The organism is Paucihalobacter ruber (genome assembly GCF_006494535.1).
Taxonomy (GTDB): domain Bacteria; phylum Bacteroidota; class Bacteroidia; order Flavobacteriales; family Flavobacteriaceae; genus Paucihalobacter; species Paucihalobacter ruber.
The window spans coordinates 385,113-408,109 of the sequence record NZ_VHIQ01000003.1; the positions used below are offsets into that span (position 1 = coordinate 385,113).

Consider the following 22,997-nt stretch of genomic DNA (forward strand, 5'->3'; position numbering starts at 1 on the left):
GGTTTGCTTATAGTTTTATGTTTTCGGGGTATGCTACTTTGGTTAAATATAACCCACAGGCCGGCGCCGAAAATCCGGCATTAGTTCTGTCTTTAGACTTAATAATGTCGTGTAATTGCGTAATTGTTATTTTTTTCTGTCCAATATTAATCATGGTACCAACAATGGCTCTCACCATATTTCGTAAAAATCTGTCGGCTGTAATTTCAAAAATAAGCTGATGATTTTCCTCTGTCCATTCGGCCTTAATTATTTTGCAATGATAGGTTTTAACATCGGTATGTGCTTTAGAAAAGCATTGAAAATCGTTATAGTTTAATAATGTTTTAGAAGCTTCATTCATTAAGTCAACATCAAGTGGCAGATAAAATTCATGAGCCAGTCCACTTAAAAACGGACTTTTATAAGTTGAAATATGATAGTGATAGGTTCGTGATACGGCATCAAATCTGGCATGGGCGTCAGGTTTTACCTTATAAATATCATAAATTGCAATATCATTAGGTAAAAAAGAGTTGAGTTTATAAACAAGATCAGCCACCTTAAAATTTACTTCTGTATTAAAATGGGCCACCATATGTTTGGCATGTACACCTGTATCAGTGCGGCCTGCACCAACAATAGCTATATCATCGCTTAGCAAGGTACTAAGTGCCAACTCCAACTTAGATTGCACGGTAGCTGCATTAGGCTGATTTTGCCAACCGTGATAATTACCGCCGTTATATGCCAGTTCTATAAAGTATCTCAAGTATATCTTGTATTTTTGATAAGCTCTACAAATATAGATAGATTTACAGGTGTTACCTTTTACAATTTGTTAAATGACCAGAATTTTATTACTTAGTGATACGCATAGTTATATAGACGCTACCATTTTAAAACATGTTAAAAATGCTGATGAAGTATGGCATGCCGGAGATATTGGAGATTTAAAAGTAACCGATTCCATTAAGGAAATTAAACCCTTGCGAGCAGTCTACGGAAATATTGACAATACCGAAGCCAGAATGGAATTTCCGGAAATTAACAGATTTATGTGCGAAGGTATTGATGTATTCATCACACATATTGGCGGATATCCCGGCAGATATAACCCAAAAATAAGACCTATGCTTCAAGCAAATCCGCCAAAACTTTTTATTTGTGGGCACTCGCACGTTTTAAAAGTGATGCCCGACAACAAATTGAATCTACTACATATGAATCCGGGAGCCATCGGTAAACACGGCTTTCACAACGTGCGCACCATGTTACGATTTACCATAGACAAGGCTAAAATTGACAATTTGGAAGTTATAGAATACCCCAGGTAATTAAAAGCAAAAAACCCGAAGTTTTCACCCCGGGTTTTACGCACTAATACTACTAAGATGTTAGGTTTACCGTAATCTATCAACAGATTTTACGAGATCTTCATCCTTCTTAATGGCCTTGTTTGCAAGAACAATAAAAACGATAGAAAATAAAGGAAGAATCATCCCAATACCTTTCTCAGAAACCGCCGTCTCTCCAGATAATGTTAGTGATAAATACACAATAACTCCTAGTAAAATAAAGTTCAATATGATGTTAAGACGACCCAATACAAATTGAGTTTGTCTGTTTTTATATTTAAAAATTGTAATAACCGATAATAAGGCCGAAATTAAAAACAACACAATCATCCAAATAATATCTGCGGCCATCACATCCATGTTAGCTGAATTTTTCCACACTGGAAAGAGAAAACTCAATCCCCCCGAAATTACCGCTGCAATGGCCAAATAAAGTGTTTGTATGCGTTGTATCACTTAAAATAAATCTAAATTAGAGCGCAAAATTAACAATTCAATTCAAACCAATATAATTATTTAAAATAAAATTGTATTATTGCATGAGTATTGAGGTGCAAACCTTCAATAACACAATCTTCAAACCACGACTGATTTATTCTCAATTTTTTTCAAAACACAATTAAGGTTTAAATCTTAGTCATTTACAAATTAACCGTATAATACTACATGTTTGATATTTCTCAATTAAAAGAAAAAAAGCTAGCCGAGCTTCAGGAACTAGCGCAAAAGCTTAATGTACCTAAGTACAAAACTTTAAAAAAATTAGATCTTGTTTATCAAATTTTAGATTTGCAAGCCGCCAACCCGGCCGTTGTTAAATCTGAAATAGTAACTGATAGTAAAGACCCAAAACCACAGGACAAACAATCGCAGTCTAATAAACCCAGACGTGCACGTGTTTCAAGAAACAATCAACAATCTGATAATTCAAAAGTGAATACAGATAAATCTGTCGAGCCGTCAAAAGACAAGTCAACATCTGACGATCAACAAAAAATTGAATTCAAAGACAAACAACAAGAGCCTGAAACTGCTAAAGTAGAAACTGCTCCTAAACCTCAAACCGGAAATCAGGATCAATCCAACCAGCAGAAAAACATTCAGCAAAAAAATCAACACAATAAACCTGCTCAACACAACAAAGACCAAGGCAATAAAGGTCCCAGAAATAAAGAGCAGCAACCAAGCACTTCTGAAAAGAACAATGGCAACAAAGACAGTCGTAACCGTTATCGCGAACCAGACTATGAGTTTGATGCGATTATAGAGAGCGAAGGCGTTTTAGATGTTATGCAAGATGGCTATGGATTTTTGAGATCTTCTGATTACAATTATTTATCTTCACCCGACGACATCTATGTATCACAGTCTCAAATTAAGTTATTCGGACTTAAAAAAGGTGATACTGTGCTAGGGCATGTGAGACCACCAAAAGAGGGCGAAAAGTACTTTCCTTTAATAAAGGTTAGCAAGATAAACGGGCTCAGCCCCGATGTTGTTAGAGATCGCGTATCTTTCGAACATTTAACACCACTTTTCCCTAACGAAAAATTCAATATTGCTGAAAAACAAAGCACCATTTCAACAAGAATTATGGACTTGTTTTCACCTATTGGAAAAGGACAACGCGGTATGATTGTGGCGCAACCAAAAACCGGTAAAACCATGCTGCTTAAAGATGTTGCTAATGCCATTGCTGCCAATCATCCCGAAGTCTATCAAATGATTTTACTTATAGATGAACGTCCGGAAGAGGTAACAGATATGCAACGCCATGTGAAAGGTGAAGTGGTAGCCTCTACATTCGACAAAGAAGCCCACGAGCACGTTAAAGTTGCCGATATTGTTATAGAAAAAGCGAAACGATTGGTAGAGTGTGGTCACGATGTGGTTATTTTATTAGACTCTATTACACGATTGGCCAGAGCTTATAACACGGTTCAACCTGCATCAGGAAAAATATTAAGTGGTGGTGTTGACGCCAATGCGCTACACAAACCAAAACGCTTTTTTGGCGCCGCCAGAAAAATTGAAAACGGTGGGTCATTAACCATCATCGCTACGGCTCTTACAGAAACAGGATCAAAAATGGACGAAGTTATTTTTGAAGAGTTTAAAGGTACCGGAAACATGGAACTTCAATTAGACAGAAGAATTTCTAACCGAAGAATTTTCCCTGCCATTGATTTGGTATCATCAGGCACAAGACGAGACGATCTACTACTGGATGAAAATACCATTCAGCGTATGTGGGTAATGAGAAAGTATTTAGCCGATATGAATCCTGTAGAAGCCATGGAATTTGTTAACGAACGATTTAAACAAACCAGAAACAACGAGGAATTTTTAATCTCTATGAACGGTTAAAACCAACTTTGTATAAATATTAAATGCTGTTCGTAACGAGCAGCATTTTTTTTTACATAAAAAAACCTTCCGTTTGGAAGGTTCTAATATATATGTTAGTTCATAACTATAAAGCGGCAACGTGCTTAGTCAAATTAGATTTTAAGTTTGCAGCTTTGTTCTTATGTATAATATTCTTTTTAGCCAATTTGTCTACCATAGAAATAATTCCCGGTAAAGCAGCCGAAGCTTCATTAGCATCAGTTAATTCACGTAACTTTTTGATAGCATTTCGCGTAGTTTTGTGCTGATATCTATTGATTACGCGCTTCTTTTCGTTACTTCTAATTCTCTTTAAGGCCGATTTATGATTTGCCATTGTTTTATTTATATTTTAAATTGTAGCCCGTAGGGGAATCGAACCCCTCTTACCAGGATGAAAACCTGGCGTCCTAACCGATAGACGAACGGGCCATTGTTATTAAATGCAGTTCGTTATTGCGGATGCAAAAATACAACTATTTTTAAATGTTGCAATACCTAATTAATAATTTTTCAAAATTTAATAGGCTTTCGCAAATAACACTCTGTACTTAGCCGGTTTACCGCTAAAAATACAAACTCCAGTAACAACTTCTTCCTGATTTGGAATGCATCGAATAGTGGCTTTTGTCAGTTCTTTTATGCGCTGTTCAGTATCTACATTACCATCCCAAAATGCAGATATAAAACCACCCTTATTCTCTAATACCGATTTGAAAGTTTCAAAATTCTCAACTTCTGTGATGTGTTGATCTCTAAATGTTTCAGCTCGGTTAAAAAGCGAATTTTGTATATCGACTAAAATATCAGGAATGAGTTGTGTAATGTTATCTATAGATTCAACAGACTTCGACAAAGTATCTCTTCTGGCCAGTTCAACTGTATTATTAGCCAGATCTTTTGGGCCTATTGCTATTCTTAACGGTACTCCTTGTAATTCGTATTGTGCAAATTTAGCTCCCGGTCTGTGTGTATCTCTGTTGTCGAACTTCACCGAGATATTCAGTTTTTGTAGATCTGCCACCAACTTGTTAGCCACTTCAGAAATTTGATTTAATTCTTCTTCACCCTTATAAATAGGAACAATAACCACTTGTATAGGTGCTAAATTTGGTGGCAATACCAATCCTTTATCATCACTGTGCGTCATAATTAAGGCACCAATCAATCTGGTAGAAACTCCCCATGAAGTAGCCCAGACAAAATCTTGTTTACCTTCTTTATTTGTGAATTTTACATCAAATGCCTTTGCAAAATTCTGACCCAAAAAATGCGAAGTTCCTGCCTGAAGCGCTTTACCATCCTGCATCAATGCTTCAATGCAATAGGTTTCAACGGCTCCGGCAAATCTTTCGCTTTCAGATTTCACTCCTTTTATTACGGGAATGGCCATGAAATTCTCAACAAATTCGGCATAAATATTATTCATTTGGATGGTTTCGTCCAATGCTTCTTCCTTTGTTGCATGAGCCGTATGCCCTTCCTGCCATAAAAATTCTGCAGTTCTTAAAAACAATCGCGTTCTCATTTCCCATCGCACCACGTTGGCCCATTGGTTAATTAAGATTGGTAAATCTCTATAACTCTGAATCCAGTTTTTATAAGTGCTCCATATAATTGCTTCGCTGGTTGGTCTTACCACCAATTCTTCTTCAAGTTTGGCCTCAGGATCAACTCTTAATTTACCGGGATTATCAGGATCGTTTTGTAAGCGATAATGTGTTACAACCGCACATTCTTTAGCAAAACCTTCAGCGTTTTTCTCTTCGGCCTCAAATAAACTTTTAGGAACAAATAATGGGAAGTATGCATTTTGGTGACCCGTAGCTTTAAACATTCGGTCTAATTCGGCCTGCATTTTCTCCCAAATAGCGAAGCCATATGGCTTGATCACCATACAACCTCTCACAGCCGAATTCTCGGCTAAATCAGCTTTTACTACCAGTTCGTTGTACCATTTAGAATAGTCTTCGGCTCTACTTGTAAGATTTTTACTCATTATAAAGATTTTGGCACAAATGTTGTACTTTAATTAAACAGAAAAATAGTTCAGCAAAACTAACTATTTTTGTAATGTTCAACAATTAAAACACAATGTTATGTTATCAAAAAAATACATACACAAAATAAATAAAGTTATTGTTGTACTTGGTATTTCAATTTTTGTTACGTCATGTGGCACTTACGAATATGTTGGGTACAACAATGACGGTATTTATTCTGAAGTACCTTCGAGTCAACGCGTCTTAACCGAAGTACAAACAGTTGAAACGGTTGATAGTGATGCAGGTTATTATAAAAACTACTTCCAAGAGCGTAAACGAGAAGTAGAGGCAGTAGTTGCTCAAAGTGATGTTTTTACCGATGTAGATGATTACAGCAGCGATTACACGCAACCACAAGATACACTAGCAATGAGAACCGGCTACAGTGGCTGGGGTCAAACCAACGATGTAGTTAATATTAACTTCTACAACAACGGCTGGAACAACTGGGGCTGGGATCCTTGGTTATGGAATACAGGCTTTGGCTGGGGCGGTGGCGGATGGCCACTTTGGAATCACTGGGGTCCCGGTTGGGGCGCTTGGGGTCCCGGTTGGGGCTGGAATAACTGGGGCGTTGGCTGGGGCGGCTGGGGCTGGAATGCAGGATTTGGCTGGGGCGGTGGCTTCGGTTGGGGTGGTTTCTACGGTCCCGGATGGGGCTGGGGTCCCGGATGGGGCGTTGGCGGATTCTACGGGAATAATAATGTAGCTTTTATGGGCTCGAGAAGAGGTGACGTGTTTGCGTCAGGTTACGGAAGAAATAACTCTATACAACAAAATAGAAGGAGTAATCTAAATAATTCCACAGTTAGCAGACGCTCAAGTAGTGCCTTACCGGCCAATTCTAACTTGAGAAGAACAGTTGAACAAAATAATTTAAGACGCTCTTCAAATACCAGAATGTCTACAAGAAATTCTATTGGAACCAGAAACAGCAATTATTCAAGAGGTAGTAGCACTCGTATGAACAATACATCGCGAGGTAATACCCGTATCAACAATAGTGGCACTTCAAGATCCTCTTCAACAACAACTCGCAGCAGTTCTTCCTCAAGATCAAGTGGTGGAACAATGAGTTCAGGAGGCAGCAGAGGTGGTTCTACAGGAGGCGGTAGTCGTGGCGGCTCTTCTGGAGGAGGCGGTGGCAGACGTGGTGGTTGATTTTACCTCCTTTAAGTATATACCCGTAAACATTTAGGTATATCAATGTTTATGGGTTTTTTTATTAGCTTAAAATAATTTCAGATCAATTATAAAATGAAAAATAAGTTTGTTTTAGTTTTAGTTTTAGGTATCACGGCAACGACAGTTGCTCAAGATTTATCAGATGCCTTAAGATACTCGATGGATAACATTCAGGGAACTGCGCGTTTTAGAGCAATGGGAGGTGCTTTTGGTGCGCTTGGCGGCGACTTTTCAGCGGTAAGTTTAAATCCAGCAGGATCGGCCGTTTTTGCAACTAGCCAGGCAGGATTTACACTCTCAATGCTAAATAATAAGAATGAAACACAATATTTCAATGGTTTCACCTCGGAAACGGACTCAAAATTTGATTTAAATCAAGGAGGTGCCGTTTTTGTTTTTCAAAACACCAACTCAAACTCGGGATGGAATAAGTTTACCCTAGGTCTTGGTTATGATAAAACAGGTGATTTTAATAATAACTGGAGTGCTGTAGGAACTAATACACGCTCCATAGACCGTTATTTTTTAGCTTATGCAGATGGCAGAAGATTAGACGAAATTTCTGTGCTTCCCGGAGAAACCTTCTCGGAGGCCTATAGAGACATCGGGCAAACTTTTGGGTTTGGACATCAACAAGCATTCCTTGGGTTCGAGTCGTTTATTATTGATCCGGTAGTTGACGCAGATGATAACACATCTTACGTCTCCAACATCGCAGCCGGTAATTTTAATCAGCAAAACGTTTTGAATTCCCGAGGTTATAATGGCAAATTTACGTTTAATTTTGCCGGCCAATACAGAGACCAACTTTATATTGGCGCCAATATTAATACCCATTTCTTAAATTACGAGCGTTCTACATTTTTTTCAGAAACCAATAACAACCAGGGTTCTTTAGTGAATTCCGTGAATTTTGAAAATAACTTGTTTACTACCGGTGCAGGATTCTCATTTCAACTGGGAACAATTTTGAAGCTATCTGATGGTATGCGCCTTGGGTTCTCGTATGATTCTCCAACCTGGTATAGAATAAATGAAGAAACATCACAAGCCATTCGTACAGTAAGAAATGAAAATGGTAATAATATAGCTTTAACAATCGACCCTAGTGTTATAAATGTTTATGAAGCTTATCGTCTTAAATCGCCCGGACGAATCACTGCCAGTGCTGCTTATGTATTTGGTTCATCCGGCTTAATAAGTTTTGATTTTAGCAGAAAAGATTATAGTAATGCCGAATTTAGACCGGTTTCTGATTCCTTTTTCAGTGCGCAGAACGAGTTGATTAGACGTAATCTTACCGTCTCTAATACTTTCAGAATTGGTGGTGAATACCGCATTAAACAGGCCACATTAAGAGGTGGTTACCGATTTGAAGGCAGTCCTTACAGTGATGACACCAATTTTATGGGTGACCTAAATGCTTACTCATTGGGTTTTGGTTATAATTTTGGGAATTTCAAGCTTGACTTAGCTTATGAATATACCAGCAGACTTTTTGGTGAACAGTTATTTAGTGTTGGTTTAACCGACCAGGCTTTTGTTGATGCTACCAACAATAACATATTTATGACTGTTACATTCAACTTATAGTGGTTATTAAAAACTAGAAATAATAAATGCCACCTTTTACGTGGCATTTATTATTTCGTTAAATTTTGTAATTATCTTTTTAAAGTAAAATGCGCTCTAAATTCTTGTGGCTCTCCGGTTCTTGGCTCCTGAAACTCTACTACAAACCAATAATCGCTACTTGGCATTAATTGTCCATTAAAAGTCCCATCCCAACCGTTACCCGACGGACTTAGTTGTTTGAGCAACTTCCCATAGCGATCGAATATATAAATTTTTGCGCTTGGTTGGTTGTTTAATCCTACAATGTTCCATGTTTCATTTCGGCCATCGCCATTGGGCGTAAAGAATAACGGATAATCTATCACTGTGATAGACTTACTCACCAATCCGCAACCGTTCTTGTCTCTGGCTGTTATAGTGTGCGTGCCTATACTAACATTTGTGAATGTACCACTATCCTGCCATGGCCCATTATCTATATTGTATTCATATTCGCCCATACCTGTAGCCACCGCTTCTATTTCATGGGTATCTGCAAAGGCCCGGGTAGTTAAACTAAGTACCAAACTTGGTGGTGAACTTTCTATGACTTCGGTGCTTTGAGTAAACTCGCAGGAAGTTAATGCCGATGTACTAATATCTGTAACAGTTACTGTGTAGGTGCCACCTTGGGATGGTACCAAACTAGATCTTATTTCATCTGGTATTAGAGTACCATTATAACTCCATTCAAAGGTGTAATCTGTATCTGATAAACCTATATTAATAATAGCCAGGTCAATTACTTCCGTACCGTTCCGATCAAAACATATATTGTATTGTGGTTCTAAATTAAACGCCGGTAGAGGATTAACCTGCAAAGTTATTGGCGCAATCGCGAAACAAATACTTTGGGGTGTATCGTTATTGTCTACTCGAGCCCAAATCTCCTGTGGATTACTCTGATTTCGGTACAAGGTGGGCAGTGGGTTCTCTCCTAACACCGCAGCTTCCTCGCTTAAGTAGTAGCCAACTCTAAAGTTTGCCGGGTTTTGCCCATCGAGCACTTGTGGATCCTGAGTACCCAAATCAAATATTGTGCTATCGTTACCTGAGTTGCCATCGGTCTCCACATTATTGTCGCACTGCTCATATTTAATAGGCACACCATCTGAGTTGGCCAATGGAACTTCTTGGACATCAATACAAACTTCTTGAGTATATTCACAACCAAAATCGTCCACCACTCTATATGTATAACAATACTGTCCAATATTTAAAGGTTGTACGGTTATTGTATTCCCGTTAGTATTAGTTATAGACGGATCTGCATCCCATTCTTGATTGACAATAACTGGTGTAAAAGAAAGTTCAGAAGGTTGTATAGCAGAATCAAAGTTAATGCCCCATTCAAAAATGTAACCATTATCTTGAAAAATATTGTCTGTAATTCTAAGAGTCCAATTACCATTAAGGGGTGAACCTAAAAGTCCGGTTAACGGAAAAACAGAACTATAGTTTCCTTCTGGAACAAATAAATCTGTATAAGTTTCGGGACCATCGCCCAATGGAAAAACACCACCGGCTTGAATTCCTCCTACTAGTGTTGGATTTTCATTTCCCGGCACAAAACAATAGTTCGATCCAATTCCAGGGGTAGTGATTTCACTATTATTATCTATAGCCCCTGTAGCCCATGGTATTCCTAAATTAGCTGAACCGCCACCTTGGTTGTGCATTCTTACAGTTTGTCCATTTGGGGAGATAATTTCAATGACTAAGTCTCCTAAGAACGAGTGTTCCATATTTATACAAATGCTAACTAATTGACTTATGTCGTCTAATGTTTGGTCAGCATCATAACAATCTACGGTAACGGAAGTTTCATAAGAAACACCACTACCATCCGGCAAGAATGTAGATCCACTTACAGGTGGTGTACAATCATTTATAAACTCAATCGCAGAAACAACACCGTTTATTGTGGTAGATTCTCCAATACAAATAGTTTGTTGAACAGGTGCAGTGCCAGTAAAATCCGGTTGATTAGAAACCTGCACAACTTGATTAATTAAATTTTTATTAGCACAACCCTCAGGATTTTCCGAAGTATTAGTGTCTCTAATATTCAAATTAACAAGATATACTCCGGGTGTATCATATGAATAAGTAACTGATTGACCGTCTAAAGTTGTACCATCACCTAAATCCCATTGGTAAGTTGCACCCGTTCCATCTGTAGAGAAGGTACCGCTTCCATCAAATGTAATTTCCTCATTTACACATACTCTTATATAACCATCTGAATTTGGTAATGGATTGGTATTATCTATCTGAGAATTGATAGTTTGACACGGCGTTATGCACGATATATTTGCTTCCCAACCCGTTTCATTTATACTATTGTTTGATGTAAATTCAAAAGTAATACAGCCTGAAATATTATCTAAAGATGCTCTAATGAGTCCAGGATTAGTTAATCCGGAGAAACTACCAAATGCACTGGCTGCGGTAGAATCTCCATTGTAAATGGTAAGCACATCTCGATCTGATTCAACGTTGAAATTCAAAAACTCAACTTGTACTTTTTGTCCCGCATTTTCAGGACAAATGGTTAAGACAAAATCTTCGTTATTCGCGTAATTTCCAAATTCACCTCCTGAATCGTAAAATACCCCCGAACATTGGTTTATAGTCGCATTTTGCATGACTACATTTTGAGAGAAACTCAGGCTATAAAAAAGTAAAGAAAAAACAAAGCAAATCTTTTTCAACATTACAGAGCAATTAATTTAAAGGCGCTGAAAATTAAGAAAATTTTAATAAAACAAACTTTTCGGGGCATACAATTCCAAATTTTAACTAATAAAAACTTAAAGTTTAATTTATGATTCTGTCTCGCCTGCAATCCTGTCAAAAATGCTTATCTTTGCAATCTGTTTAAAAGTAAAGCCTTAGAAAGCAAATTGCTTATGAAAATTGAAGACCAATTTAAAGATATCGACGCCTTAGGCGATGACCATATCAGCACATCGAGCGACACGCCACTACGAGATGATGCCTTTGTTTTAAATGATGAGGAAAAGATAGAGATCATTATGGACGATGTTCGTCACATCATGGAAACCTTAGGTTTAGATTTAACCGACGACAGTCTTACCGGCACACCCAAGCGTGTTGCCAAAATGTTTGTTAATGAGATTTTTGGCGGACTCAACCCAAAAAGAAAACCAAAGTCGTCTACCTTTGAAAACAAATATAAATACGGTGAAATGCTGGTAGAAAAAAACATCACTGTTTATTCTACCTGTGAGCATCATTTATTACCTATTGTTGGCCGGGCGCATGTTGCCTATATATCAAACGGAACCGTGGTTGGCTTATCTAAAATGAATAGAATTGTAGATTATTTCGCCAAAAGACCTCAGGTGCAAGAGCGTCTCACTATTCAAATAGTAAAAGAATTACAAAAAGTACTCAACACCAATGACGTGGCCTGTGTTATAGACGCTAAGCATTTATGCGTCAATTCCAGAGGTATTAGAGATATTGAAAGCAGTACGGTGACCGCAGAATTTGGAGGAAAGTTTAAAGAAGAAATTGTTAGAAAAGAATTTTTATCTTACATCGCTTTAGACACAAAATTCTAATTTTATTTTTAAAATGACGCCAACCTACAAATCGCAGCAAATTAAAATTTACAATTCCTTAAGTGGAGAAAAAGAAATATTTAATCCCATAAACGAAGGTCATGTTGGCATGTACGTTTGTGGGCCAACTGTTTACAGTAATGTTCACCTAGGGAACGTTAGAACCTTTATGTCTTTCGATGTTGTTTTTAGATATTTTAAGCATCTTGGTTATAAAGTACGCTACGTTAGAAATATTACAGATGCCGGACATCTTGAAAATGATGCCGATGCCGGCGAAGACCGCATTGCTAAAAAGGCGCGATTAGAACAAATTGAACCTATGGAAGTGGTACAACGCTACACCGTAGACTTTCATAACATCCTGAATAAATTTAACTTTTTACCGCCTAGTATAGAGCCAACGGCTACCGGACATATTATAGAACAAATTGAAATTATTAAAACCATTATCGACAAAGGTCTGGCCTATGTTGTAAACGGATCGGTATATTTTGATGTATTGGAATACAACAAACAGAAAAAATACGGGATTTTAAGTAAGCGCAATGTTGAAGATTTAATTCACAATACCCGTGAACTAGACGGACAAACCGATAAGAAAAATCCGCAAGACTTCGCCCTTTGGAAGAAGGCCGAACCACAACATATTATGCGCTGGCCATCGCCGTGGAGTGACGGATTTCCAGGATGGCATTTAGAATGTACGGCCATGAGCACCAAATATCTTGGCGAGTCTTTTGATATTCACGGTGGTGGTATGGATTTAAAGTTCCCACATCACGAATGCGAGATTGCACAGGCCGAAGCATGTAACGACCACGCACCCGTTAATTACTGGATGCATGCCAATATGCTTATCATGAATGGCAAAAAAATGGCCAAATCAACCGGAAACTACATTTTACCAACCGAAATTTTTACCGGAGACAACAACAATATTTCGAAGGCCTATTCGGCTGGTGTTGCCAGATTTTTTATGCTACAAGCACATTACAGAAGCATTCTCGATTTTACTGATAGCGGCTTACAAGCCAGTGAAAAAGGCTTTAATCGTTTGATGGAAGCTGTTAAAAATTTAGAACAACTTCAAACCTCCAATCAATCCACATTCGAAATAGCGACCTGGCAACAAAAGTGTTACGATGCCATGAACGACGATTTTAACACACCCATTTTAATTGCTCACCTTTTTGATGCCGTTAAATATATTAATCAAGTTAAAGATGGCAGTGCCAGCATAACACAAGATGACCTTGAGATTTTAAAGCAAACAATGAACGGTTTTATTTTTGAGGTGTTGGGTATTGAAGATACCGCAGAAGTCTCTACCGATAGCAATAAGCTCTCAGGCACTGTTGAGTTGCTAATTAAATTGAGACAAGAAGCGCGGGCCAATAAAAACTTCGCCTTGTCAGATCAAATTAGAGACGAACTGGCCGCCATGGGTATACAGCTTCAGGATGGAAAAGAAGGAACATCGTTTACCGTTAATTAATGAAGGTGTTAAAGCAAATACTAATTGCGCCTTTTGTTCTGCTTATTAAGTTTTACCAATTATTCATTTCACCTTTTACACCTGCCACCTGCAGATATCAACCTACCTGTTCTCATTATGCCAAAGAAGCATTAGAAAAACACGGATTGTTAAATGGTGGTTGGTTGGCGTTGAAAAGGATTTTTAGTTGTCATCCCTGGGGAGGAAGTGGCTATGATCCTGTTCCGGAAAAGGATGATAACTAAAATTTAATAACTGAAAATACTTGAAGTTATAAACGGACATAAAAAGATGTGGTTCTCACTTCATTTTTAATGGTCAAATCTTATCTTTACTACCAAATTAAAAAAACATGATAGCACTTAAATTTATATGGGATCCGTCTAAAGGTCTTGATTTAGGGTTTCTAACTTTACATTACTATAGCTTAATGTGGATTATAGCGTTTGTGGTTGGATTTTTAATCATGAAGCGCATTTATAAAAACGAAGGTCAAACTAACGAATCTTTAGACTCCTTGTTTATTTATTCTGTTTTGGGCATCATGCTTGGCGCGAGATTGGGTCATGTTATCTTCTATCAACCAGAATTATTTAAAGAAGATTTCTTCAGCATATTTTTACCGTTTAAATTTCAAGGTGGTTTTGAATTTACAGGTTTTAGAGGCTTGGCCAGTCATGGCGCAGCTATTGGAATGATCATATCTATGTACTTATACAATAAAAAAGTATTGCACAAAACCGTACTATGGATTTTAGACCGTGTTGTGATTCCTGTAGCATTAGGAGCTGTAGCGGTGCGAATTGGTAACTTTATTAATTCTGAAATTATTGGAAAGCCTACCGAAAGTGATTTTGGCGTGGTATTTAAACAATTAGGTGAAGATTTTGCACGCCATCCATCTCAATTATACGAAGCCGGTTGCTATGTGTTCGTATTTCTCATTCTATTTTTCACCTATTGGAAAACCCAAAAAGCTAAACAAGAAGGGTTTTTATTTGGAAGCTTTTTACTTATGTTATGGGCTGTCAGATTTTTTGTGGAATTTTTAAAAGAACCTCAAGGTGACGAATTTATAAATTTTGCAGGCTTAAACACCGGACAATGGTTAAGCATTCCCTTTATTTTAATAGGATTGTATTTTATGTTTGTTTACAAACCTGCGCTTAAAAAATGAGATGTTACGTAAACCGAAAAATAACATTGGTGGCAATTCTTGGGATCTCATTAGGGTTGTCGTTATCCTCTTGCCTAGAAACTAAAACCCCAAAACCCAAACCGGTTGAAATTTCGTTTAAAAAAGATGGTAAATTAAGCATCCATAAATCGGAAACCGATAGTCTTTTACAACAAATAGATATTGAAATTGCCGATACACCTTACAAACGTGAAACCGGATTAATGTATCGCGATCAATTAGGTGACCAACAAGGCATGCTGTTTATTTTTGATGAGGCTCAATATTTAGCTTTTTACATGAAGAATACCAAAATCTCTTTAGATATTCTTTATCTAAATGAAGAAAAAATAGTGGTAGACATTTATGAGAATACAACTGTTATGGACGAAACTGCTTTACCTTCAAAGAATATTGCCAAATACGTTTTAGAAGTAAATGCCGGGAAGGTTAAAGAATGGGGTATTGAGCCGGGCGATTACATTCGTTTTTAAACTTATTCAAAATCACAAAAACGAAATCACAAAAAAAGCCGACTGTTGAAGTCGGCTTTTATATTATATAAAGTTATTTTTAAGCTTCTTGTGTTTCAGCTTCTTCTTCAACTTTACGCTTTAAGGACTCAGCGGCATCACCACTTTTGGCCGTATCATACATAATAGGTGTTGCAATAAATAGCGACGAATACGTACCTACCACTACACCAACAATTAAGGCAAACAACAAACCTCTTAGCGAATCGGCACCAAAAATAAACATGGCCAATAACACTACTAAAGTTGTTAGCGAGGTATTTAAAGTTCTACTGATAGTAGCATTTAATGAAGCATTAATGGTTTTATTAAATTCCCAACCGGTGTGTTCGTTCACATATTCTCTAATACGGTCAAACACTACCACCGTATCGTTTAACGAATATCCAATTACCGTTAAAATAGCAGCAATGAACGCTTGATCTATTTCCATACTAAATGGCATATACTTCCATACCAATGAGAAAATACCTAATACAATTAATACATCGTGGAATACTGCCGCAACAGCACCCAATGAAAATTGCCATCTCTTAAATCTCACCAAGATATACAAGAATACCACTACTAAAGATCCTAAAACCGCCCAAACTGATGCTGCCTTAATATCTTCGGCTATAGTTGGACTTACTTTACTTGAAGACATCTTGCCTATCATTGCTTCGCCTGATCCTTCTTTAAAGTCTTTATAGGTAATACCATCAGGTAAAAACGCCTTTAATCCTTCAAACAATAAGGCTTGAACTTCTTCGTCGGCCTCAGCCGAGTTTTCATCTACTTTAAATTTGGTTGAAATTTTAAGCTGATTGGCAGCACCGATAGTTTTGACTTCGGCACTTCCCAACACATTATTTAATGAAGACTTCACCTCTTCTGTACTGACTTCCTGAGCAAATCTTACCTGATAGGTTCTACCTCCAACAAAATCGATACCTTGATCTAATCCTGTGGTAAATAACGACCCTAAACTAATGAGAATTAATGCAGCTGAAACCACATAACTAATTTTTCTCTTTCTTAAGAAATTGATATTAACGTTTTTGAACAGGTTTTTGGTAATAGAAGTAGAGAAATCTAAACTCACCCCTTTCTCAACCATCCAGTCTACCAGTAATCTGGTAATGTAAATTGCAGTAAACAGGGATGTTATAATACCAATAAGTAAAGTTGTTGCAAAACCTTTAATTGGTCCGGTTCCAAAAACAAATAAAATAATAGCTGTTAAACCTGTTGTGATGTTGGCATCTAAAATTGATGACAATGCATTACTAAAACCATCTTTTACAGCTTCTTTAATTGCTTTTCCTTTGGCTATTTCTTCTCTTATCCGTTCAAAGATAAGTACATTGGCATCCACCGATATACCTATGGTTAAAACAATACCGGCAATACCGGGTAATGTTAAAACGGCACCAAGGCCCGAAAGCACTCCAAATATTAAAAGGATATTGAACAACAAAGCAATGTCGGCAAAAACACCGGCTTTACCATAATAGAAAACCATCCAAACCAATACAAATGCCAAGGCAATCAAAAATGACTTTGTTCCGCTATCAATAGCTTCTTGACCTAAAGAAGGTCCAACTTCATCGGCCTGAACAATATCAGCTTTTGCAGGTAGTTTACCGGCGCGCAAAACGTTGGCTAAATCTATGGCTTCATTAACAGTAAAAGAACCTGAAATTTCAGAGTTTCCACCCGTAATCGGTCCGCTGGTAACACTTGGCGCACTATAAACAATACCATCCAAAACAATAGCAATAAAGCCTTGAGTTTCGTAGGCCATACGTGTCATTTCCTCCCAGATTCTTGCACCTTTAGCATTCATCTGCATACTAACTGATGGCTGATTTCTTTGGTTGTAAGATTGTCTGGCATCGGTAATAACGGCACCACTTAACTGTGGTACATTTTCACGATTACCCCTAATGGCGTATAAGTTGACCAACTCGCTATTGCGTTCCTGCTTTTCCCAGGCAAATTTTACGTAGCGTTGTTCTGCCGGTAATAATGATCTAAAACGTGGATTATTAAGATGTTCCAGTATCATATCCTGATCTTTCGCTTCGAATGTCGCAATGATAGGACCACCACCTAAGCCTACAATTTTAAGGGGATTAACATCGTCTGTATTAGATGTATCTGCTTCGATTTGACCTGTAAGTGCATCAATAGCCGATTGTGCTTCATCTTGTGGCGATTCAGTGGTTGCAGTGGTATCGACTTTTTTCGAAGCATTTTCTTCAGCTAAGGCCTGATTTACTTGTAAGACATAGCCTAAAATTTCTTCTGCTTTATAGACGTCCCAAAACTCTAATTGAGCTGTACTTTGAAGTAAATTTTTAACACGTTCAACATCTTTTGCTCCCGGTAATTCAACCAATATTCTTCCTGAATTCCCTAATCGCTGAATATTTGGTTGGGTAACACCAAATTTATCGATACGCTTTCTCAATACTTCGAAAGCAGCTAAAATTGACTCATCTACTTTAGCTTCAATAACCGATTTAACCTGAGCATCGCTCATGTCTATTGTCACCTCTTCACTTAGAGTTCTATTGGCAAAAATATCGGGGGAGGCTAGTTTAGTATCTCCTTTGATAGCATCGAAAGCTTTAAAAAATGCCTCTAAATAGGTATCTTGAGAATTGAGTTGAATAGTCTCGGCATCGGCCAGTGCTCTGTTAAAAATAGGATCTTTGGAGTTGTTGGCCAATCCTTTTAAAATATCGCGTACTGAAATTTGCAGTATCACGTTAATACCGCCTTTTAAATCCAGACCCAAATTCATTGAGTTGTCTTTTACCTCATTATAGGTAAATTTTGCAACACCAATATTGTAGGCTTCTTCATTGCCTATTGAATCTAAGTAGCGAATTTGCTCTGCATTGGCACGATCAATATCACTGTATTTTGCCGAAGCAAATTCTGCGGCTTGACTTTCAATTTGATTGTTCTTGAATGTGAAGGATAACTGGTAAATACTTACCAATCCGAATAAAAGAGCAAAAAGCTTAATTAAACCTTTATTTTGCATTATGGTTAGATTTATATTTTTTTAAAACGTGCAAATATATGATTTCAATAAAGAATTGCCAATACAATTCTATGATTTATAAAAAAGAGCGACTTGGTGTCGCTCTTTTAAAATAATACGGTGTTTTACGTAATGTATTAAACGTTTAAAAGAGCATTAACTACCTTTACACCTTCGGCGCTTTCAGCAATTTGAGTTTTTTCATCATTGCTTAATTCAATTTCTACAATTTTCTCTATTCCGTTGGCACCTATAATAGCAGGAACTCCCAAACAAATATCGCTTAAATTGTATTCGCCTTCCAGCATGGCTGAACATGGGAACATTTTCTTTTGATCGCAAGCTATAGCATGCACCATGGCACTAACAGCAGCTCCCGGAGCATACCACGCTGAAGTACCTAAAAGTTTGGTAAGTGTCGCACCACCTACCTTGGTATCTTCTTTTACCTGATTTAATCTTTCTTCACTTAAAAACTCTGAAACAGGAACACTGTTTCTTGTTGCCAATCTGGTTAATGGCACCATACCTGTATCACTATGACCGCCAAGCACCATACCGTCAACATCACTAATTGGGGCATCTAAAGCCTCGGCCAATCTGTACTTAAAACGAGCAGAATCTAAGGCACCACCCATACCTATAATTTTATTTTTTGGTAAACCTGTTGCTTTGTGAACAAGATACGCCATTGTATCCATAGGGTTACTCACTACAATAAGTATGGTATTTGGCGAATACTTGATTAAATTAGTTGCTACAGTTTTAACAATCCCGGCATTAATATCAATAAGCTCTTCTCTTGTCATACCCGGTTTTCTTGGAATACCGGAAGTAATAACACAAACGTCGCTATTAGCAGTTTTCAAGTAATCGTTTGTTGAGCCTGAAATTTTAGTATCAAAACCGTTAAGAGAAGCGCATTGCATTAAATCCATGGCCTTACCCTCGGCATAACCTTCTTTAATGTCTAATAATACTACTTCGCTTGCAAAATTTTTAATGGCGATATACTCTGCGCAGCTCGCTCCAACTGCTCCTGCTCCTACTACTGTAACTTTCATATAATTTAATTTAAAATAATTGTTGTACTATGCTTGTTTTGGAGTGCAAAATTACGAATAAATTAGTTATTTTTGAAGTTACTAAAGCGTTATTATTTGATGTTTTAGGTAAAAAAAGTTTATCTAAAGCTTAATGCAATACCTGCGCTAAGTGTGTTGAATTCCTGGAATGAATAATCAGCAAAAATCTTGAAAAAGCCTAAATTAAGTCTTGTACCCAAGGTAGCCCGCATCCCATTAATATCGAAACCTAAATTTAAAGGATCTGAAATACTTTCATTGACTGCTCCAACCACATTACCATTAGAATCTTCAACATCGTATGTTAAGGTGTAATCGCCTTTCATCTTAGCGGTTGTTTTGCCACCATTGTAGCCCAAACTACCATAAAATGTTATGATTTTAAAATCTAAAGAACCAATGGCCTGGATGGTGTACGTGTTTAATCTGAATTCTGCTTCGCCGTTATTGACGGAGACGTTATCTGTAAAATCTTCGTTATTGATAGCATAACTGGCATTTAATGTTGTGAATGCTGCCAACACTGAAATACTCAACGGTAATTTTTCCATTGTACCTAAATATTGGGTTATATCATGTTGGAGTCCGATACCAATTAATCCGCTATCAAAGTCGTCACCGAACGACATATTTGGAACGTATCTAATTTTTAAATCGGTTTTAGTGGGTAAACCCAAACCAAGCTGAACCATTGGCGTAGGCACTGCATTTAAAGGTAAATCAGCACCAATGCCACCGGGCATTGTAAAACTGCCCACTTTAAATGTTCCGTCGCCGTTTGGTATTCTAACATCTACTTCGGTTTCAAAAGTACTTTCACTCATTACAGTTGGAATTGTGGTCTCTCCATTAGGTAATGACAAAAAGTTATAATCGGACGGTATGAAATTAAAAAACTCAGCATTTGAAGGAACTAGCGAGGCATTAGCGCTTATGGTAATATCAAAACCAAATTTTTGATGAACTTTACCGGTTGTATACCAGCCACCATTCATACTGTGCATCAATCCTATCATTGCGGGATTAAGATAATTTTCGGTTAACAAACCAGCATCATCAGCGGCTAATAAGATTGATTCTAGTTCTTGCGATTTGATACTTTGTACCGTAATAATCAATACAAATATTACTATGATCTTTTTCATGACATCTAGATTTGGTGAAACTAAATTAATAAATTCTTTAAATTAAACGCATTTTACCGATATTAATTGCATTTTATCAGGGTGTCAAACAAAAAAACACCCCATAAAGGAGTGTTTTTTTATGATATACTTCTGCATTATGCGTCTATATTCGCATAGATAGCATTCTTCTCGATAAATTCTCGTCTTGGTGGTACTTCATCGCCCATTAGCATTGAGAAAATACGATCGGCTTCTGTTCCATTGTCAATTTGAACCAATCGCAAGGTCCTGAATTCCGGATTCATAGTGGTATCCCAAAGTTGTTCGGCGTTCATTTCACCTAAACCTTTGTATCGTTGAATACTCACATTACCTCCAAAAGATTCTGCAATAACATCTCGCTCTTTATCACTCCATGCGTATTCTTTTTTGTTACCTTTTTTAACCAAGTACAGTGGTGGCGTTGCAATGTATACGTGGCCTTCTTCAACCAGCTCTTTCATATATCTAAAGAAAAAGGTTAAGATTAATGTTGCAATATGGCTTCCATCGATATCGGCATCACACATAATTACTATTTTGTGATATCTCAATTTGGACAGGTTGAGTGCTTTACTGTCTTCCTCGGTTCCTATAGTTACTCCCAAGGCGGTAAAGATGTTTTTAATTTCTTCATTTTCAAACACCTTGTGCACCATAGCCTTTTCAACATTCAGAATTTTACCTCTTAATGGTAAAATAGCCTGAAAATTTCTGTCTCTTCCTGCCTTTGCAGTTCCACCGGCCGAATCACCCTCAACAAGAAACAATTCGCATTTTGCAGGATCTTGTTCTGAACAGTCACTTAATTTACCGGGTAAACCGCCAATACTCATAACGGTTTTTCTCTGCACCATTTCTCTCGCTTTTTGGGCCGCATGTCGCGCCTGAGCAGCAAGAATTACTTTTTGTACTATAATTTTGGCATCATCGGGGTGTTCTTCCAGGTAATCTGTCAACATTTCAGACACCGCCTGACTTACCGATGCTGAAACTTCTCTGTTACCCAACTTGGTTTTGGTTTGCCCTTCAAATTGTGGCTCGGCTACTTTTACTGAAATAATAGCGGTTAGGCCTTCACGAAAGTCGTCTCCGGCAATTTCGAACTTCAATTTGTCGGTTAAGCCTGATGAATCGGCGTATTTTTTCAATGTCATGGTTAAACCACGTCTAAATCCTGCCAAATGTGTACCACCTTCATGCGTATTGATATTATTTACATAAGAATGTAAATTTTCGGCATATGAGGTGTTGTAAATCATAGCGACCTCAACCGGAACGCCATTTTTTTCGCCTTCAAAAGCTATTACATCTTTCATTAAGGGTTCACGATTTCCATCCAAGAACCTGATGAATTCTTTTAATCCTTCATCTGAATGAAACGTTTGTACTTCAAACTCACCTTTCTCGTTTGGCTGTCTTTTATCGGTTAATGTAATGGTGATGCCTTTGTTTAAGAATGACAGTTCGCGTAGTCTGCTTGCCAGTGTATCATAAGTATATTCAACTGTTTGTGTGAAAATCGTGGCATCTGGTTTAAAGGTAACAACGGTACCTCTCTTATCGGTTTCACCAATTTGTTTTACAGGATATAAGGCTTTACCGCGCTCATACTCCTGTTGATATATTTTGCCGTCTCTGTAAACGGTTGCTGTTAAATGTTCAGACAGTGCATTTACACAACTTACACCAACACCGTGTAATCCACCTGAAACCTTATAAGAATCTTTGTCGAATTTACCACCGGCACCAATTTTGGTCATTACCACTTGTAAAGCAGACACGCCTTCTTTTTTATGTAAATCTACCGGAATACCTCTACCGTTATCCTCGGTAGTAATAGAATTATCTTCGTTTATAATTACATGAATGGTGTCACAATGACCGGCCATTGCCTCATCAATTGAGTTATCGACCACTTCATACACCAAATGATGCAAACCTCTTACGCCAACATCTCCAATATACATGGAAGGACGCATACGAACGTGCTCCATTCCTTCAAGCGCTTGAATACTATCAGCTGAGTAGTTGTTTTTATTAATTTCTTCGCTCATAAAATTATTTTAATTGTTAGATTTAGGTCATAAAAAAATGACGCTATTGCATCATTTTCCGATACCCACAAAGATAACAAATATGAATGCAATTTGAAACATTTTCAGATAGACAATGTATAAATTATCAACATTTGTTAAAAACTTAAAAGTGGCTTAAAACGTCTAAAAATGCCCTTAAAATTGATTTTGATTGATTTTTTGTTGTTCTAAAAAGCGGAAAAGTAAAAAAATAGCTTAGAATTGAAATTTTGAAAAACATCTGCTGAAAGAGATCAATTGAAA

The 22,997-nt window shown here is 37.4% G+C and carries 18 protein-coding genes and 1 tRNA gene; 9 read left to right on the top strand and 10 right to left on the bottom strand.

Features of this window, described 5'->3' with window-relative positions; all coding sequences use genetic code 11:
* Positions 1 to 7 precede the first annotated feature (7 nt).
* A complete protein-coding gene (gene truA / locus FJ651_RS08025) occupies positions 8 to 751 on the bottom strand; it encodes a tRNA pseudouridine(38-40) synthase TruA (protein WP_140989991.1) in 744 nt (247 codons plus the stop codon).
* 73 nt (positions 752 to 824) lie between these two features.
* Here truA and FJ651_RS08030 point away from each other — a divergent pair, with 73 nt between their 5' ends.
* Positions 825 to 1,316 (top strand): metallophosphoesterase family protein, encoded by a 492-nt coding sequence (locus FJ651_RS08030; protein WP_140989992.1) that lies wholly within the window; start codon positions 825 to 827, stop codon positions 1,314 to 1,316.
* A 66-nt stretch (positions 1,317 to 1,382) separates the two neighbouring features.
* On the opposite strand, the gene FJ651_RS08035 is transcribed toward FJ651_RS08030, so the two are convergent.
* Positions 1,383 to 1,793: a DUF4293 domain-containing protein gene (locus tag FJ651_RS08035; protein ID WP_140989993.1), complete on the bottom strand. Its 411-nt coding sequence runs from the start codon at positions 1,791 to 1,793 to the stop codon at positions 1,383 to 1,385.
* Between the two features lie 210 nt (positions 1,794 to 2,003).
* On the opposite strand from FJ651_RS08035, the gene rho reads away from it, so the two are divergent.
* On the top strand, positions 2,004 to 3,704 hold the full coding sequence (gene rho / locus FJ651_RS08040; RefSeq protein ID WP_140989994.1) for a transcription termination factor Rho: 1,701 nt from the start codon (positions 2,004 to 2,006) through the stop codon (positions 3,702 to 3,704).
* Positions 3,705 to 3,810: 106 nt separating this feature from the next.
* On the opposite strand, the gene rpsT is transcribed toward rho, so the two are convergent.
* From rpsT to proS, 3 genes are all read right to left on the bottom strand, one after another.
* The gene (gene rpsT, locus FJ651_RS08045; protein WP_140989995.1) at positions 3,811 to 4,062 is read right to left on the bottom strand and encodes a 30S ribosomal protein S20; all 252 of its coding nucleotides are present in this window, start codon (positions 4,060 to 4,062) and stop codon (positions 3,811 to 3,813) included.
* Positions 4,063 to 4,085: 23 nt separating this feature from the next.
* Positions 4,086 to 4,157 (bottom strand) — tRNA-Glu (locus tag FJ651_RS08050).
* 88 nt (positions 4,158 to 4,245) lie between these two features.
* Positions 4,246 to 5,724 carry a proline--tRNA ligase gene (gene proS, locus FJ651_RS08055; protein WP_140989996.1) on the bottom strand — a complete coding sequence of 493 codons (1,479 nt, stop codon included), beginning with the start codon at positions 5,722 to 5,724 and terminating at the stop codon, positions 4,246 to 4,248.
* Positions 5,725 to 5,824: 100 nt separating this feature from the next.
* On the opposite strand from proS, the gene FJ651_RS08060 reads away from it, so the two are divergent.
* Positions 5,825 to 6,931 carry a hypothetical protein gene (locus FJ651_RS08060; protein WP_140989997.1) on the top strand — a complete coding sequence of 369 codons (1,107 nt, stop codon included), beginning with the start codon at positions 5,825 to 5,827 and terminating at the stop codon, positions 6,929 to 6,931.
* 96 nt (positions 6,932 to 7,027) lie between these two features.
* Positions 7,028 to 8,548 (top strand): OmpP1/FadL family transporter, encoded by a 1,521-nt coding sequence (locus FJ651_RS08065; protein ID WP_140989998.1) that lies wholly within the window; start codon positions 7,028 to 7,030, stop codon positions 8,546 to 8,548.
* A gap of 71 nt (positions 8,549 to 8,619) precedes the next feature.
* Here the strand turns inward: FJ651_RS08065 and FJ651_RS08070 are convergent, their stop codons facing one another.
* Positions 8,620 to 11,217: a T9SS type B sorting domain-containing protein gene (locus tag FJ651_RS08070; RefSeq protein WP_246085336.1), complete on the bottom strand. Its 2,598-nt coding sequence runs from the start codon at positions 11,215 to 11,217 to the stop codon at positions 8,620 to 8,622.
* 264 nt (positions 11,218 to 11,481) lie between these two features.
* On the opposite strand from FJ651_RS08070, the gene folE reads away from it, so the two are divergent.
* From folE to FJ651_RS08095, 5 genes are all read left to right on the top strand, one after another.
* Positions 11,482 to 12,159 carry a GTP cyclohydrolase I FolE gene (gene folE, locus FJ651_RS08075; protein ID WP_140990000.1) on the top strand — a complete coding sequence of 226 codons (678 nt, stop codon included), beginning with the start codon at positions 11,482 to 11,484 and terminating at the stop codon, positions 12,157 to 12,159.
* A 13-nt stretch (positions 12,160 to 12,172) separates the two neighbouring features.
* On the top strand, positions 12,173 to 13,657 hold the full coding sequence (gene cysS, locus FJ651_RS08080) for a cysteine--tRNA ligase (protein WP_140990001.1): 1,485 nt from the start codon (positions 12,173 to 12,175) through the stop codon (positions 13,655 to 13,657).
* Positions 13,657 to 13,902, top strand: coding sequence for a membrane protein insertion efficiency factor YidD (gene yidD / locus FJ651_RS08085; protein ID WP_140990002.1), 246 nt, complete (start codon positions 13,657 to 13,659; stop codon positions 13,900 to 13,902). Before cysS ends, yidD begins: the two co-directional genes overlap by 1 nt.
* Before the next feature lie 107 nt (positions 13,903 to 14,009).
* Positions 14,010 to 14,834 carry a prolipoprotein diacylglyceryl transferase gene (gene lgt, locus FJ651_RS08090; protein ID WP_140990003.1) on the top strand — a complete coding sequence of 275 codons (825 nt, stop codon included), beginning with the start codon at positions 14,010 to 14,012 and terminating at the stop codon, positions 14,832 to 14,834.
* Positions 14,831 to 15,328, top strand: a complete 498-nt coding sequence (locus tag FJ651_RS08095; RefSeq protein ID WP_140990004.1) for a DUF192 domain-containing protein — start codon at positions 14,831 to 14,833, stop codon at positions 15,326 to 15,328. The genes lgt and FJ651_RS08095 overlap by 4 nt, the downstream gene beginning before the upstream one ends.
* A gap of 79 nt (positions 15,329 to 15,407) precedes the next feature.
* On the opposite strand, the gene secDF is transcribed toward FJ651_RS08095, so the two are convergent.
* From secDF to gyrB, 4 genes are all read right to left on the bottom strand, one after another.
* Positions 15,408 to 18,404, bottom strand: a complete 2,997-nt coding sequence (gene secDF, locus FJ651_RS08100) for a protein translocase subunit SecDF (protein WP_140990005.1) — start codon at positions 18,402 to 18,404, stop codon at positions 15,408 to 15,410.
* 137 nt (positions 18,405 to 18,541) lie between these two features.
* Complete coding sequence (mdh, locus tag FJ651_RS08105) at positions 18,542 to 19,468, bottom strand: malate dehydrogenase (protein WP_140990006.1); 927 nt, start codon at positions 19,466 to 19,468, stop codon at positions 18,542 to 18,544.
* A 119-nt stretch (positions 19,469 to 19,587) separates the two neighbouring features.
* Positions 19,588 to 20,634 carry a DUF6588 family protein gene (locus FJ651_RS08110; RefSeq protein WP_140990007.1) on the bottom strand — a complete coding sequence of 349 codons (1,047 nt, stop codon included), beginning with the start codon at positions 20,632 to 20,634 and terminating at the stop codon, positions 19,588 to 19,590.
* 137 nt (positions 20,635 to 20,771) lie between these two features.
* Positions 20,772 to 22,712, bottom strand: coding sequence for a DNA topoisomerase (ATP-hydrolyzing) subunit B (gene gyrB, locus FJ651_RS08115; protein ID WP_140990008.1), 1,941 nt, complete (start codon positions 22,710 to 22,712; stop codon positions 20,772 to 20,774).
* Positions 22,713 to 22,997 lie beyond the last annotated feature (285 nt).

Bases quoted from the DNA above. Each gene is read 5' to 3' on its own strand.
- yidD (WP_140990002.1), top strand. From the start codon at position 13,657: ATGAAGGTGTTAAAGCAAATACTAATTGCGCCTTTTGTTCTGCTTATT.
- FJ651_RS08030 (WP_140989992.1), top strand. From the start codon at position 825: ATGACCAGAATTTTATTACTTAGTGATACGCATAGTTATATAGACGCT.
- rpsT (WP_140989995.1), bottom strand. From the start codon at position 4,062: ATGGCAAATCATAAATCGGCCTTAAAGAGAATTAGAAGTAACGAAAAG.
- mdh (WP_140990006.1), bottom strand. From the start codon at position 19,468: ATGAAAGTTACAGTAGTAGGAGCAGGAGCAGTTGGAGCGAGCTGCGCA.
- FJ651_RS08110 (WP_140990007.1), bottom strand. From the start codon at position 20,634: ATGAAAAAGATCATAGTAATATTTGTATTGATTATTACGGTACAAAGT.
- proS (WP_140989996.1), bottom strand. From the start codon at position 5,724: ATGAGTAAAAATCTTACAAGTAGAGCCGAAGACTATTCTAAATGGTAC.
- rho (WP_140989994.1), top strand. From the start codon at position 2,004: ATGTTTGATATTTCTCAATTAAAAGAAAAAAAGCTAGCCGAGCTTCAG.
- FJ651_RS08070 (WP_246085336.1), bottom strand. From the start codon at position 11,217: ATGCAAAATGCGACTATAAACCAATGTTCGGGGGTATTTTACGATTCA.
- cysS (WP_140990001.1), top strand. From the start codon at position 12,173: ATGACGCCAACCTACAAATCGCAGCAAATTAAAATTTACAATTCCTTA.
- lgt (WP_140990003.1), top strand. From the start codon at position 14,010: ATGATAGCACTTAAATTTATATGGGATCCGTCTAAAGGTCTTGATTTA.
- gyrB (WP_140990008.1), bottom strand. From the start codon at position 22,712: ATGAGCGAAGAAATTAATAAAAACAACTACTCAGCTGATAGTATTCAA.
- FJ651_RS08060 (WP_140989997.1), top strand. From the start codon at position 5,825: ATGTTATCAAAAAAATACATACACAAAATAAATAAAGTTATTGTTGTA.
- folE (WP_140990000.1), top strand. From the start codon at position 11,482: ATGAAAATTGAAGACCAATTTAAAGATATCGACGCCTTAGGCGATGAC.
- secDF (WP_140990005.1), bottom strand. From the start codon at position 18,404: ATGCAAAATAAAGGTTTAATTAAGCTTTTTGCTCTTTTATTCGGATTG.
- FJ651_RS08095 (WP_140990004.1), top strand. From the start codon at position 14,831: ATGAGATGTTACGTAAACCGAAAAATAACATTGGTGGCAATTCTTGGG.
- FJ651_RS08065 (WP_140989998.1), top strand. From the start codon at position 7,028: ATGAAAAATAAGTTTGTTTTAGTTTTAGTTTTAGGTATCACGGCAACG.